12 protein-coding genes are annotated in these 13,230 nt (G+C 49.6%); 3 read left to right on the top strand and 9 right to left on the bottom strand.

What is annotated here, in order from left to right; translation table 11 throughout:
- Positions 1 to 2 precede the first annotated feature (2 nt).
- The 4 genes from AC50Y5_RS05205 to AC50Y5_RS05190 are packed head-to-tail and all read right to left on the bottom strand — an operon-like array spanning position 3 to position 4,597.
- Positions 3 to 1,490, bottom strand: coding sequence for a sulfatase (locus tag AC50Y5_RS05205; protein ID WP_494858941.1), 1,488 nt, complete (start codon positions 1,488 to 1,490; stop codon positions 3 to 5).
- Positions 1,491 to 1,496: 6 nt separating this feature from the next.
- Positions 1,497 to 2,363: a carbohydrate ABC transporter permease gene (locus AC50Y5_RS05200; protein ID WP_494858939.1), complete on the bottom strand. Its 867-nt coding sequence runs from the start codon at positions 2,361 to 2,363 to the stop codon at positions 1,497 to 1,499.
- Between the two features lie 9 nt (positions 2,364 to 2,372).
- Positions 2,373 to 3,245, bottom strand: a complete 873-nt coding sequence (locus AC50Y5_RS05195; protein WP_494858937.1) for a carbohydrate ABC transporter permease — start codon at positions 3,243 to 3,245, stop codon at positions 2,373 to 2,375.
- 59 nt (positions 3,246 to 3,304) lie between these two features.
- A complete protein-coding gene (locus tag AC50Y5_RS05190) occupies positions 3,305 to 4,597 on the bottom strand; it encodes an ABC transporter substrate-binding protein (protein WP_494858935.1) in 1,293 nt (430 codons plus the stop codon).
- Between the two features lie 313 nt (positions 4,598 to 4,910).
- On the opposite strand from AC50Y5_RS05190, the gene AC50Y5_RS05185 reads away from it, so the two are divergent.
- Together AC50Y5_RS05185 and AC50Y5_RS05180 are read left to right on the top strand one after the other, a co-directional pair.
- Positions 4,911 to 5,849 carry a helix-turn-helix domain-containing protein gene (locus AC50Y5_RS05185; RefSeq protein WP_056030679.1) on the top strand — a complete coding sequence of 313 codons (939 nt, stop codon included), beginning with the start codon at positions 4,911 to 4,913 and terminating at the stop codon, positions 5,847 to 5,849.
- Between the two features lie 57 nt (positions 5,850 to 5,906).
- Positions 5,907 to 6,899 (top strand): formylglycine-generating enzyme family protein, encoded by a 993-nt coding sequence (locus AC50Y5_RS05180; RefSeq protein ID WP_494858933.1) that lies wholly within the window; start codon positions 5,907 to 5,909, stop codon positions 6,897 to 6,899.
- Between the two features lie 143 nt (positions 6,900 to 7,042).
- On the opposite strand, the gene AC50Y5_RS05175 is transcribed toward AC50Y5_RS05180, so the two are convergent.
- The 3 genes from AC50Y5_RS05175 to AC50Y5_RS05165 all read right to left on the bottom strand — a co-directional run bounded on the left by AC50Y5_RS05175 (position 7,043) and on the right by AC50Y5_RS05165 (position 10,277).
- Positions 7,043 to 8,692, bottom strand: coding sequence for an MDR family MFS transporter (locus tag AC50Y5_RS05175; protein WP_056030682.1), 1,650 nt, complete (start codon positions 8,690 to 8,692; stop codon positions 7,043 to 7,045).
- A gap of 32 nt (positions 8,693 to 8,724) precedes the next feature.
- The gene (locus tag AC50Y5_RS05170) at positions 8,725 to 9,153 is read right to left on the bottom strand and encodes a MarR family winged helix-turn-helix transcriptional regulator (protein ID WP_056030685.1); all 429 of its coding nucleotides are present in this window, start codon (positions 9,151 to 9,153) and stop codon (positions 8,725 to 8,727) included.
- 272 nt (positions 9,154 to 9,425) lie between these two features.
- Positions 9,426 to 10,277: a sugar phosphate isomerase/epimerase family protein gene (locus AC50Y5_RS05165; protein ID WP_494858930.1), complete on the bottom strand. Its 852-nt coding sequence runs from the start codon at positions 10,275 to 10,277 to the stop codon at positions 9,426 to 9,428.
- A 220-nt stretch (positions 10,278 to 10,497) separates the two neighbouring features.
- On the opposite strand from AC50Y5_RS05165, the gene AC50Y5_RS05160 reads away from it, so the two are divergent.
- A complete protein-coding gene (locus AC50Y5_RS05160) occupies positions 10,498 to 10,578 on the top strand; it encodes a putative holin-like toxin (protein WP_442952516.1) in 81 nt (26 codons plus the stop codon).
- Between the two features lie 195 nt (positions 10,579 to 10,773).
- Here the strand turns inward: AC50Y5_RS05160 and glpK are convergent, their stop codons facing one another.
- Both glpK and AC50Y5_RS05150 read right to left on the bottom strand, forming a co-directional pair.
- The gene (gene glpK / locus AC50Y5_RS05155) at positions 10,774 to 12,279 is read right to left on the bottom strand and encodes a glycerol kinase GlpK (protein ID WP_494858928.1); all 1,506 of its coding nucleotides are present in this window, start codon (positions 12,277 to 12,279) and stop codon (positions 10,774 to 10,776) included.
- Positions 12,280 to 12,291: 12 nt separating this feature from the next.
- The gene (locus AC50Y5_RS05150) at positions 12,292 to 13,230 is read right to left on the bottom strand and encodes a transketolase family protein (RefSeq protein WP_056030696.1); all 939 of its coding nucleotides are present in this window, start codon (positions 13,228 to 13,230) and stop codon (positions 12,292 to 12,294) included.

Here is a 13,230-nt window from a genome sequence, read left to right as displayed (position 1 = left end):
TCTCATCGGTCAACCGGCGGGCTGTTCAGCCCCATACGTTCAAATTGCTCTGGAGGAGCGTCATTATCCCGCATCAGCTTCGTCATCAGCTCGACCATTTTTGACTCTACCTCTGGATCCTTTAACGGATGGGCCTGCTCAGGGTCTGCCGTTACATCATACAATAGCGTTCCGAATGCATGGAGGTTGCCTCTCATCTCCGCTGGAATGCGAAGCGTCTTAACATTTTTCGTGAAAGAAAAGGGCTCGGCAAGCTCCAGCTTTTGCAATTCAGAGGGATGAAACCGGCTGCGCATATGCGTTGGCATTAACGTATAGTTATACAGAGGTTGGTTCTCCTCAGATATGGACGCCCTCATATACACATACTGTCCATCGGTGACATTCACATGTCCGCCATGAATGCCAAATAATGCCGCTTTGCGGACTGGCTTATCTGACTCAACCGTCTGGCGCAGCGGAACGCCCTGCATGTCAGGAGGCAGCTGTACTTGGAAAAATTCTAAAAGCGTGGCCGGTATATCAATGGATTGTACAAGGCTTTGCCTGCGCTCCCCCTGCACGCCTGTTCGAGGGTCCCAAATAAAAAGCGGTGTGTGAGCAACCTCATTATAAAATGGCTGCACACATTTTGCCCATTGGTCATGCTCGCCCAGAAGGAAACCATGATCGGTATTGACGATCAGCAGCGTGCTTTCCCATAAGTTATGCTTGTCCATCATATCAAGCACTTTCCCCAAGTAGTGGTCGCACATCGTTAACAATGCGGCATATTCATACCTCATATGCTGGACGTCCTCTGGGGTTTCGGTCACCGGTCCGTACATCGGCCAATCGCCCAGACCGCCTTCGTACTCATGGGCATACAATTGCTTGAATTGCTCGGGACTATAAAATGGCTCATGCGGATCGAATGTTTCCATTTGCAAAAACCAATGGCTCTCCCCATGATTCCGTTCGATAAAATCAAGCCCGCTCGCAAACGTTTGCGCCTGCGGAAATTGCTCCTGCTCCTTAATGAACTTCCTGTTCGTGCGATCCTGCACCAGCATTCTTTTTACCTGAGGAGGAAAGTCCTTGCCAAGATTAATATCAGCGCTGTTCACTTCGGCCTTCCAAGGATCGCCTTCCTGTCCGCGAATCAATTCGAAGGAGTTAAAACGGGTATGATACGTCCCCCCGCCATCCTCCCAATAATGCTGATGATCGGTAATCAGATGCGTGTATATGCCAGCTTCTCCAAGCCTCTCGATGGCAGAATCATCGAATGGCTCCAATGGTCCCCAGCTTCGGTGCAAGAAGTTGTATCTGCCGGTATGCAGCTCTCTCCGGGCGGGCATGCAAGGCATACTTCCCACATAGCTGTTGTCGAACACAGCGGTCCGCTCGGCAAGCCGTTTGAAATTAGGCGTTTTAATCCAATCAGGCCCTCCATAGGCGGAGAGCATATGACGATTCAGCGTATCGAACATAATCATAATAGCTTTCACTAGTAATCATCCTTTCACGCTTGACGCGACCATACTGCGAATAAATTGCTTTTGGAATATGAAAAACATCGCAATAATGGGCACAGATATAAGAAGCGATGCTGCCATCAATAAATTGTATTGAACCTGGTGCTCGCCGCGAAAGGTTTGCAGACCCAACTGGAGCGTGCGCATAGAAGCACTATTCGTATAAATGAGCGGATGGAAAAAATCATTCCAAACGCCTACGAATTTAAAAATGCCAAGCGTCGCAAACAATGGACCGCTCAGCGGCACATAAATGCGAAGGAATAAGCGAAGATACCCGGCACCGTCGATATAAGCAGCCTCATCGAGCGCCTTAGGAAATTGCAAATAAAATTGACGCGCCATAAATACGCCAAACGCTCCTGCAAGCTCCGGAACGATTAAAGCATAATAGCTGTCCAGCCATCCGCTACCGCCCGCTCCAAGCCAATCATTTCCCCCAAATAAAGGAATCGACTTCATAATTAGAAATTGCGGAATAATAATAACCTGCGCAGGCACCATCATTCCAGCCAGCAGCGTTAGAAAAATCGGCAAATTGCCTCTAAATGCTATACGCGCAAAAGCAAATCCAGCAATGGAGTTAAACAAAAGGCTCCCCGCCAGCGCAATCGACGTTACCCACACGGAATTTTTTAAATAGGTTAGCCAGTCCCCCATTTCAAGCGCCCTCACATAATTGCCGGGATGCCACTCTAAAGGCAGCAGCCGCATCGCTTGAAGTGAAAATTCTTCATCTCCCTTCATGGAAGTAAAGAAGGCCAGCAATAATGGCAATATCGTTACGAGCGAAAATAAAAGCAAGGCCGTGTAAGCCAATCCTTGTTCTGCTTTAGATAATCTCATTGTTCACCTCTACTCGCCTGCCTGATTCCGGCTGCCTATGGCATACTGAATCAAGGTGATAAACAGCGTTAATGCAAGAAGGAATACGGCCATTGCCGAGGCATACCCCATCCGATACTCTTGGAAGCTGGCACCCACGATTTGCGTAACGATCGTCGTGCTTGAATTCGCAGGGCCACCGCCCGTTAATACAAATACCAAATCGAACACCTGAAATGATCGAATCGTTGACGTAACGAAAAGAAATAATGTCATCGGCTTCAGCAGCGGTACCGTAATGTACCAGAATTTTTTCAGTACAGAAGCTCCATCCAAGCTGGCAGCCTCATAAAGACTTTCAGAAATACTTTGAATGCCTGCCAAAAAAATAATCATGGCGTAGCCTATTCCGGTCCAAATACCAATGACGATGACGGTCGGCAGCGAGGTTGCGGGATCTTGCAACCAGTTCCGCCCATCGATTCCGATAAGCCCAAGTAGACTGTTAACAGGTCCCTGCAGCGGGTCGAGCATCCATAGCCATGTCATCGCAACCGCTACCGACGAAATGACGCCCGGCAAATAGATGAGCGCACGGAACGCAGATAAAGCCTTCAGCCGCGTTGAAAGCAAATTAGCGAGCACTAGGCCCAGCAGCATGCTAGGGACGACAGTGCCCATCCAATACAAGGCTGTATTTTTAACGGCCTGATGAAAAATGCTGTCTTTCAACAAAAGCGAATAATTTTTCAGACCTACCCATTTCGGGGCGTTCAGCATCGTATAGTCGTTTAAGCTTAAATAAAATATCCAGAGCAGCGGCACCAAAATAAACAATGTAAACAACAGGACATTCGGTAATATTAAAAAATAAGGTATGAAACGGTTCCAGCCTCTTTGCATAACACCCTCCTGAGATCGATGGGACGGCTTGTAATCCGTCCCTGTCCTCGATTGCAAATTTATTTGGCGTTTGCAATCTCCTCTCTAGCCTTTTTGGCATTCTCTTTCAAGGCTTCCTCGGCAGGTCTTATCCCGTTAAAAGCTTCTTCGAGCGCAATACGCAAATACTTTACGTTAATCGACCAGTTGCCTGAGGCGCCGTAGCCCCTTGCATCTTTAAGCGCCTCGAAGGCAATCTCATTTCCTTCCCCTAGCTTCACATATTCACCTTTAAGCGATTGAAGCGGCGGAATCGATCCCGTCTTGGAGGTAAACTCCAGCACATTGTCCTTTTCAAACCAATACTTTATAAATGCCCATGCTTCCTGCGGATGCTTCGTCTGACCGGCAGCGGACAGAAACGTCCCTAACATGAGCGCGGTTCTTTCCCCATCCGGCCCTGCTGGCGGCAGCGCCCAGCCAAGTTTGCCTTGGCCTACCGACTTTTGCAGCGACGCCGCGCCTTGCGTTGAAGTAAATGCCATCGCTGCCTGACTGTTTTGAAACGGCGTTCCCGAGACTTGCTGCTGATTGGACGGAATAATGGCTCCCGAATTGTACAAATCAACCTGCTTCTGCACAAGCTGAACGGATACCGGGGAGTCAAACGTCGGATTCCCTTCCGCATCATAAAAATCTTCCCCAAGCAACAGAAGCAGGGATAAATAAGATTGCTCCCCATTGCTGGTCTGGATGTCGATACCGCCGCGAACCGTTTTGCCGCCTTCGACGACCTTGAGCTTTTCGGCATATTCAAATATTTCATCAAACGTCTTCGGCGGACTGTCCGGATCTAAGCCTGCCTCCTTAAAGAAGTCCTTGCGCCAAGCGAGGGGACGTATTTCTGGCAGCAGCAGCCCGTATTGACCTCCTTCATATTGGCCAGCTTTCAAAATATCAGGGAAGAAATCTGCTTGCCCCTCCCATTTATCCGCTTCCATATATGGCGTTAAATTCAAGTATTTGCCTTGGCTTACCGTAGAAATCAGCTGCCCGAATCCTAAGCCCTGCACGTCTGGCTGCAGTCCCCCTGAATAAGCAACGGTCAGCTTTTGAAAATAATCAGCCCATGGAATAAAGGTAGCCTCTACCTTTATTCCCGGGTTTTTCGCTTCAAACCCTTGAATCGTTGCGTTAACAGCATCCGTTACAATTTGATCCGTTCCCGGATACCACAATTTCAATGTCACCTCATCATTTGAAGTGCCAGCTGCGGTCGCCCCCTCTTTATTGGGCTGGCCCGACGAGCATGCGGTTAAAAGGGCTGTTAATGTCAGCATAATTGCAAGCGATAGAGCCGTAATCTTCTTCATACCATTTCCCCCTGGATTCTTTCATATCGAGTATACAAGCAAAATGTCATCCAGTTATCTGGTCTGAAGGTGAAACGGCTGTCTCCGTCCTTTTGGCGGCGCGGCGCGTTTCATTCCGAGAAATATAGAGAAAGGATAACGAAATGATAGACTTTCCTATATTTGAAACACAAACTTATTATTCCTATTAACTTACTTGTATTAAAGCTCGTTAATGCTTACAATTATAGCATCATGACTGTCGCTCGTATTTATCACAAGCAAGCTAATATGTTTCAAAAATACAGACTGCCGCCAGGAAAGGTCGTTCACCATGAAAAATCTCATTGAGTTTAGCAATCAAAGCTCTTTGGATCACTTGAACATTAATATCCGCTGGTTAAAGGAATGGAAGTTATCGAAGAGGCGTGAGCATATGTATATTTTCCCTTACACAACCTTCTGGATCGTCTTGTCTGGGACAGCTGTCATTGAGCTTAATCACATTCGTTATCCCCTTAAGAAAGGAGACATCGTCTCCATTGCTCCCAAAACAGCTCTAGCCTGGGGAGAGGTTAGCGCCGATCAGCCGTTTCATTATTTGTCATTGGCCTGTGAAGCCAAGGTCGGAGCGATGGATTTTATTCATTCCTACAGATTTCCCCATGTCGTCTCTGATGCTCCTTCCGAAGACATACACGCTTTAATTGAAGAATGGAGAAGGCTGGCAGACGATTATAATGCTTTTCTGCAGCCATTTGACGAAAAGGACATTAAATCGAGCGAAAAGGGCTACGACAAACCATTTCCTTTATTCAAATTAAATACAGACCAAACGATTCAGCATTTAAAAATTCGCGCAAAGGGCATGTTGTGGGTACAGCAGCTGTTTCAAACGATCCGTTACCGGCTTCCTGAACACCCCGTCTCTTATGATGACCGTGTATTCGAGATTTGTGATTATGTAGAAAAACGCTTGGATAAGCCGCCATCACTTGAAGATCTTGCCACCTATGTATCGCTTAGCAAGGAGCAGCTGCGGACGCTGTTTCAAACGACTTATGGTTTGTCTCCCATGAAATACGTTCGCCATGCCCGACTCCAGCGGGCTAGAGATTTGCTAATGCTGACCTCCTACCCGATTAAAGATATTGCAAGTCAAATAGGCTTTGAAGACCAGCACCATTTCTCCCGGGCTTTTCAGCAATCTGAGGGCATGTCGCCAATGGCGTATAGACGCCGACTGCTGCAACATGGTATCAAGCACGAGTAAGCTTGCGTATCCGTGATCCGTAGATAAGAAATCATATAAAAAGAGGGATATCGATTAATGAGTGATGAAATGAATCATCAGCCTGACAAGTCTTGTTGTGCAGCAAGACGCCAAGACAGCAGCACAGCTCCATTATCTTCATCTACTTGCTTCCATAAACCGCTGAGAGCAAGCAAACCCTCCGAAAATCCGCCTCAGCCTTCTATGATATTATTGCCAGGTGGCACTTTTCAGATGGGAACTGACGATTTAGAAGGGTTTCCCAGCGACGGGGAAGGACCAGTTCGCGAGGTTGAGCTATCTCCGTTTTATATAGATGCCTATGCGGTCAGCAACCGGGAATTCAAACAATTTGTTGATGATACTGGCTACGCAACCGAATCCGAGCAATATGGCTGGTCTTACGTATTCCATCTTTTTGTTTCAGAGGCATGTGCGCGGACGGTTACCCGATCTGTTCAACGCACACCTTGGTGGTGGGTCGTGGAGGGCGCCGACTGGAAGCATCCGGATGGGCCGGATTCCAGCATTGAAGACCGGATGGATCATCCTGTCGTACAGGTTTCCTTTAACGATGCCTTAGCCTATTGCAAATGGTCGGGGAAACGGCTCCCAACGGAGGCGGAGTGGGAGTATGCTGCTCGTGGCGGACTGGATCAAAAGCGTTATCCTTGGGGAGATGATTTGAAGCCCGACGGACAATATCGCTGCAACATCTGGCAGGGGAAATTTCCGACATTGAATACTAACATGGATGGGTATGCAGGGACTGCGCCTGTAGATGCCTATTTGCCGAATGGATATGGCCTGTACAATGTTGTCGGAAATGTATGGGAGTTCTGCGCTGACTGGTTTAGTGTTGATTATCACCAATCAGCTTCGCTCCTAAACCCTCAAGGGCCTCCAAGAGGACAAAGCAAGGTGATGAAGGGCGGCTCCTACCTGTGCCATCGCTCCTACTGCAATCGTTATCGGGTTGCCGCCCGCAGCTCCAATACGCCCGACAGCGCTTCCGGCAATATGGGATTCCGCTGCGCAAGAGATGCCTGATTGCACATCAATCACTTCTGGTTTTCCTCTACAAAAAAGCTCTCCTGCTTAAAGTCGGCTTTTGTGAAGCCTGACCTCATGCAGGAGAGCTTTTTTATTAATGGCATTCATTTTGATATAGAAGCGTACAGATTTGAATTTGCTTATTCTGTCGTCTGACCGACAAGCTTGCCGCGCAGCTTGCTGCCTGCATCCGTATCCGACGCTGCATCCGGATTTGCCGGCTGTGGCGTTGCATTCGAGGTGCGGAGCGGAATTTCTTTCAGGAAGAAGGTCAGAATAACCGCGCCCACCAAAATGAGCGTACCTGCCAGAAACACGGTAGAAAGCGACGAAGCGAGCGCCTCGCGAAGCATTTCAACCATTTTAGTAAATAACGGTTGAAGGTCGGCTGGCAAGCTTTGATGCAGCTTTTCCAGCTCCGGCTGGTTCGTCAGCATTTGCGGATTGGCAAATACGGCAAACTCTTGGGCTACTTTCGGATCAAGCTTGCTTAGGTCAACCGCTTCCCCAGACTGGGCAAGCTCCGTCAGATTATTTTTCAAGCTGGTTGAAAGCACGGTGCCCATTACAGCAATACCGATGGTACCGCCCATATTACGGAACAGCTGCATTGCCGCCGTAACGGCGCCAAGCTCCTTGAATGGAACCGCATTTTGAATGGCCAGCGAGAATACCGGCATCCCAAGGCCGAGGCCCAGGCCGAAAACAGTCATCGCCAGAACCGCCATCCACACGCTGTTCATGAACACCATCATCACCATGCCTGCCACCATGAGCGGCATGCCGATTAAGGCGAATTTTTTGTATTTGCCCGATTTGCTGATCAATTGGCCGCCAATCGCGCTCGTAATGACCATACCAATCGACATGGGCATCGTTACATATCCGGCATAGGTTGGCGAAATCGCCAGCACGCCTTGCACGAAGAAGCTGAGGTAAATCAAAGCGCCCATCATCCCGAAGTTCATCAGGAAGCCAATCACATTAGAGAGCGTTACAATTCCATTTTTGAAAAAATGAAGCGGAAGCACAGGGCTTTTCGCCTTGGATTCAACGGCTACAAAAATGATCGCTGATACGATCGTTACTGCGAATAAACCAATGGTTTGGGCAGAGCCCCAAGCATATTTCGTACCTGCCCATGTAAAAGCAAGCAGCAATGGCACAAGCGTAGTTGTCAGAAACAGCGAGCCCAAGTAGTCAATCGACTCGGATTGCTTGCGTTCCGTCTTCGGAAACAGCATCAAAATCATAATGAAGGCGATAATGCCGATCGGCAGGAAAATCCAGAACACCCAGTGCCACGCCATGTGGTCAACGATATAACCGCCGAAGGTTGGGCCAAGAACGCTGGAAAAACCAAAAACGGCTGTCATAATTCCGGTCCATTTGCCGCGTTCCCTTGGCGGGAATAAGTCGCCTACTGCGGTAAAGGCTGTTGCCATAATAATACCCGCGCCCACACCTTGTATCGCACGATAGAAAATCATTTGATAAACGTCAGTCGACGTCCCTGCAAGAAAAGCGCCGATGATAAAAAATAAAATACCAGCCAATATAAATGGCTTACGTCCGTAAATATCCGACAGCTTGCCGACAAGAACGGTCGCAATGGTTGAAGTGAGCATGTAGATCGAAATCGACCATGTATACAGCTCCATACCGTGCAGCTCCGCAATAATTCTTGGCATCGCCGTACTGACGATGGTTTGGTTGATCGCTGCAAAAAACATAGCGAACATAATTGCCACCATAATGGTCAGCTTTCTTTTTTGTGATAAATGTTCCATAAATAAAATCTCTTCCTCTCATCCGGTGTGAATTAAGTATGAAATTGAACGCTTAGCTTTTTGAAAATCCGTTTTAAATGCGCGATGTCCTCTGGATCCAAACAGTCCAACATCATGCTCAGCGTCTCTTTTTGATCATCCGATATTTGGTCGAGTGTAGCTTTCCCTTTATCGGTAATATCGATGTATACGACACGGCGGTCTTCCTCATCCCGAACCCGATCAATGTTGCCGTCAGCAGACAGCTTATCAGCCAATCCCGTTATGGCGGCAGCGGAAATGCACATTTTCTCCGCCAGATCGGACACTCTTTGCTGACCACCCTGCTTGAGCCAATAAAGCAGCTTGAACTGGGACAACGACATATTCCCTTGCATCCGCTTGTTCCACTCTGTATTTGCATTTCTCATGATCAATTTGAACATAGTGGAGAGCTCGACGACGTCTTCCCTGCTTGGCATGTATTCACTCCTTTCTTGATTGCTTTCATCGTAATTGCTTTCCTCGAACAATCATTCCAGCGCTTAGCCATAAAGCGCAATTAATAAATATTTCATCACTAAACTATTTATCACTATAAATCTTTTCAGGAAATTAGTCAATGCTTTAGCCCATTCGATTTTGGGTCGGCTGGGAATTACTTGGGCAAAATCAAAAAGAGCCGAAATCTGCAAAACAGATCTCGGCTCTTACTTTTTCAACTATGATAGCAGTCGTTTATAATTGCTGTATTCTACAGCTCAGCCAACAGCTTAGTCAAAGCTTTATAGCTAACCTCAATGCTTTCCAGCTCGCCCTTGTTTGTTGCGTCCTGCTCTACAATGATGTATTTAGTGCTTGTATGCTTTTGGGTCGCCCGCAAAATGCCCGCAATATCAATCGTGCCTTCTCCAATTTCGGTGAATGCATCCGGGCTGCCAATCGACATGAACGTTCCCATCGTCACAGGCTCATTTTCATCAAGCGTTTCAAAAAGGTTAACCGGGTTAACGCTCGCCGGCAAATCCTTCTGATGAATAAATTCGCAGCGGCTGCCCAGCTTCTCGATATAGCTTACAGCATCAACGCCGCCGCGAAGCGCCCAGTAGGTATCAAGCTCGAAACCGACATTTTCAGGAGAAGTATGCTCCAAAATAATATCGAGCGCATAGCTTCCATTAAACTTCTGGAACTCATGGAAATGGTTATGATAAAGCAGGCTGATGCCCTGCTCGCGCATTTGGCTGCCATAGCGGTTCAGCTTCTCGCTGAAGGCAAGGACATCCTCGTAATTGGTGAAAAATGAAATCGGAATAATCGCTTTCGTACTGCCCAGCTCTTGATTGAAGGCAATGACATCAGCGATTTGCGCATCGTCCGAGACGAAAATGTGCGTGGCAATCACATTCAAGCCTGCTTGATCTACCATTTGCTTCAAATCAGCAGCCTTTAAGTCCCCCAGCTTAAACATATCCTGGCCTGTAAAATCGAGTGGGATTTCGATGTTTTTGTAGCCAATCTCCGCAATTTTATTTAAAGTGCCGGCGCGATCGCGTGCAAATTCGGTTTTGGCAGAAAACAGCTGCAATCCAATTTCCAATGTCATAAAGGTAATTCCCCTCTCGATGTGAAAATAAAAGCGTTTACACTCTTTTTATACCTTAAAGCTTGTACCTGCGTCAATGTTGGCTATTTTGCGCTGCTAAAGCTTATTCTAAATATACATATCTATCCATTTCAGCCTGCTCCATGGTATAATCGCAAAGTAATAGAATAGGCTTACAAGGGCGGCCCTTCTACCTCTCGATAGAAGGGAGGAATGCCTTGTGACAGTATTTGAAGCACTCATGCTTATGCTTACCTTTGGTACGCTTATCGTAGCGCTGCTGTCCAATAAACGCAAATAGACCGCCCTCTAGCAAAGGAATGCGGTCTATTCGTGTATCTCATTCATTGCGGAGCCTACCGCCCTTAAAAGCGGCTATTGCGCAGAGAGTCGTGTTGACGCACGGCTCTCTTTGCATTGTACGCATAATCTATAAGCATTATAACATGCTTCGTTGCCTAAAGTCATACAAAAAGTCGTTTAATTGTTGACTTAACTAGCCGTCATGCAATACAGAGGCAACCGCTTGCTTCCAGCCTTTGTACAAGCGGTCTCTCTCTTGCTGCTTCATCGCAGGCGCATACGAGCGATAAGCGTTCTCCTTAGTGCTCAATAGCTGAACCAGTTGCTCCTCATTCGCCCAAAAGCCTGCACTTACGCCGCCCATATAGGCAGAGCCCATTGCGGAAAGCTCCGCTACGCCGGATTTAGCGACGGTTTGCCCGAGCATATCCGCCTGGAACTGCATGAGCACGGCATTATCCGACGCTCCGCCATCGGCCCGCAAACCTTTCAGAGCGATGCCGGTCTCCGCCTGCATCAGCTCGGCCGCATCGCGCACCTGATAGGCGATGCTTTCCAGGGCGGCGCGCACAATATGCGCCTTGCCCGTTCCCCGGCTCATGCCGGTAATCGCCGCCCGGGCATGCGGCTTCCAATAGGGCGCGCCCAGCCCAACGAAGGCTGGGACTAGATAGACGCCATCATTGTCTGGCGTCTCCTCAAGCAGCTGCGCAAGCTCGCTAAACGAGCTGAACAGCCCCAGATTATCCCGCACCCAGCGCATGCTGTCGCCGGAGGTGCGAATGACCGCTTCCAGCGCATAGGTCATTTTGCCGCTGAGCCCCCAAGCAATGGCGAGCACCAGCCCATTGCTGGAAGCGACTGGCTTGCTCCCCACATTCATCAGCACCGACGTCCCGGTGCCGTAGGTTGCCTTCGCCATGCCGGGCTCCAAGCACAGCTGCCCATAAAGCGCAGCTTGCGAATCGCCAACGACGCCCGCTATCGCGACGGGCTCAGCGAATAAATCCGAGTCGTTCGTGTAACCGAACCGCTCATCCGAGCATTTCACCTCGGGCAGCAGCGCAGGTGGAAGGCCGAACAGCCCACATAATTCCGCATCCCACTCGAGCGTATGAATATTAAACAGCGACGTTCGGCTCGCATTCGTATAGTCGGTTGCATGCACGTCCCCGCCCGTCAGCTTCCATAGCAGCCAGCTGTCGATCGTACCGACGAGCAGCCTGCCTGCTGCGAGCAGCTCCTTGGCGCCGGCGGCATGCTCCAGCAGCCAGCCCCATTTTGCCGCCGAGAAATACGGATCAAGCAGCAGGCCTGTCTTCGCCTGTACAAGCGGCTCCAAGCCCTCTGCCTTTAGCGCATCGCAGCGCTCAGCAGTACGCTGGCACTGCCACACAATGGCGCGATGAACGGGCTCGCCCGTCTCCTTATCCCACATTACAGCGGTCTCCCGCTGATTCGTAATGGTAAGGGCCGCAAGCTCGCCCGCTGCTATGCCTGCCGCCTCCAGTGCTTCCTTCGCTGTCCGCTTCACCTGCTCATAAATTTCCAGCGGGTCATGCTCCACCCAGCCTGCTTGCGGATAATACTGCTTATGCTCCGCAGCACTGCGGGACACAACCTCGCCCGCGCGATTAATGACGAGCGCCTTCGTGCCGGACGTGCTTTGATCAATCGTCAGCAGATAGCTTTTGTCCATCGCCAAGGCCCTCTACTTTCTCAGCATGCCTAGAGCAACCGCTTTTATATTGCTGCTGCTAATGCCATAATGGTCAAACACTTCGGACGATTTCCCAGCTATCGCCGGCTCATCGGGAATGCCCAAAATCCGCATCGGTACCGGATGCTGCTGCACGACTACCTCGGCAACCGCTGCGCCCAGCCCGCCATGAATGCTGTGCTCCTCAACGGTAATGATGCCGCCCGTTTCCTGCGCAGCCCGCACAATGGCTTCCTCGTCAAGCGGCTTGATCGTATGCATGTTCAGCACACGTGCCGACACGCCTGCTTCCGCCAGCTCTGCCTGCGCATCCAAGGCGATGCGTACCGTCTCTCCCGTCGCAATGATCGTAATATCGCTGCCTTCACGCATCGTAACCGCTTTGCCAATGACAAATTCGTAGTCATCCGACTCGTAGCTGTCTTCGACCGGATTGCGGCCGATACGGACGTACACGCCGCCCTCATGTACGGCAAGCGCTTCGGTCATCCGCTTCGTCTCATGGCGATCCGCCGGCAATATAATCGCTAGCCCCGGAATCGCCCGTGCCACAGCGATATCCTGCACCGAATGGTGCGACATGCCGAGTGCGCCGTAGCTAATGCCGCCGCTAATGCCAACGAGCTTCACATTTGTGCCAGAATACGCGACATCGACTTTTATTTGTTCGATGCTGCGCATGCTCAGGAAGCAAGCCGGCGACGTCACGAATGGCTTTTTGCCGCTGTGGGCAAGGCCTGCTGAGATGCCGACAATATTTTGCTCCGCGATGCCGACCTCTACAAACTGCTCGGGATAAGCATTGGCGAAAGGCGCCATTGCCGCCGAGCCGCGCGAGTCGCTCGCCAGCACCATAATATCTTTGTCTTCCTGCGCCAGCGTCACCAGCGTCTCGCAAATGACTTGCCGATTCGGTATTTTATTCGCCAT

Source organism: Paenibacillus sp. JT22N7 (assembly GCF_059383875.1).
The sequence above is the reverse complement of the archived record's forward strand: the minus strand, read 5'-3'. Positions and strand labels throughout refer to the sequence as shown.

Bases quoted from the DNA above. Each gene is read 5' to 3' on its own strand.
- glpK (WP_494858928.1), bottom strand. From the start codon at position 12,279: ATGGACAAAAGCTATCTGCTGACGATTGATCAAAGCACGTCCGGCACG.
- AC50Y5_RS05195 (WP_494858937.1), bottom strand. From the start codon at position 3,245: ATGCAAAGAGGCTGGAACCGTTTCATACCTTATTTTTTAATATTACCG.
- AC50Y5_RS05170 (WP_056030685.1), bottom strand. From the start codon at position 9,153: ATGCCAAGCAGGGAAGACGTCGTCGAGCTCTCCACTATGTTCAAATTG.
- AC50Y5_RS05180 (WP_494858933.1), top strand. From the start codon at position 5,907: ATGAGTGATGAAATGAATCATCAGCCTGACAAGTCTTGTTGTGCAGCA.
- AC50Y5_RS05185 (WP_056030679.1), top strand. From the start codon at position 4,911: ATGAAAAATCTCATTGAGTTTAGCAATCAAAGCTCTTTGGATCACTTG.
- AC50Y5_RS05190 (WP_494858935.1), bottom strand. From the start codon at position 4,597: ATGAAGAAGATTACGGCTCTATCGCTTGCAATTATGCTGACATTAACA.
- AC50Y5_RS05165 (WP_494858930.1), bottom strand. From the start codon at position 10,277: ATGACATTGGAAATTGGATTGCAGCTGTTTTCTGCCAAAACCGAATTT.
- AC50Y5_RS05175 (WP_056030682.1), bottom strand. From the start codon at position 8,692: ATGGAACATTTATCACAAAAAAGAAAGCTGACCATTATGGTGGCAATT.
- AC50Y5_RS05150 (WP_056030696.1), bottom strand. From the start codon at position 13,230: ATGGCGAATAAAATACCGAATCGGCAAGTCATTTGCGAGACGCTGGTG.
- AC50Y5_RS05200 (WP_494858939.1), bottom strand. From the start codon at position 2,363: ATGAGATTATCTAAAGCAGAACAAGGATTGGCTTACACGGCCTTGCTT.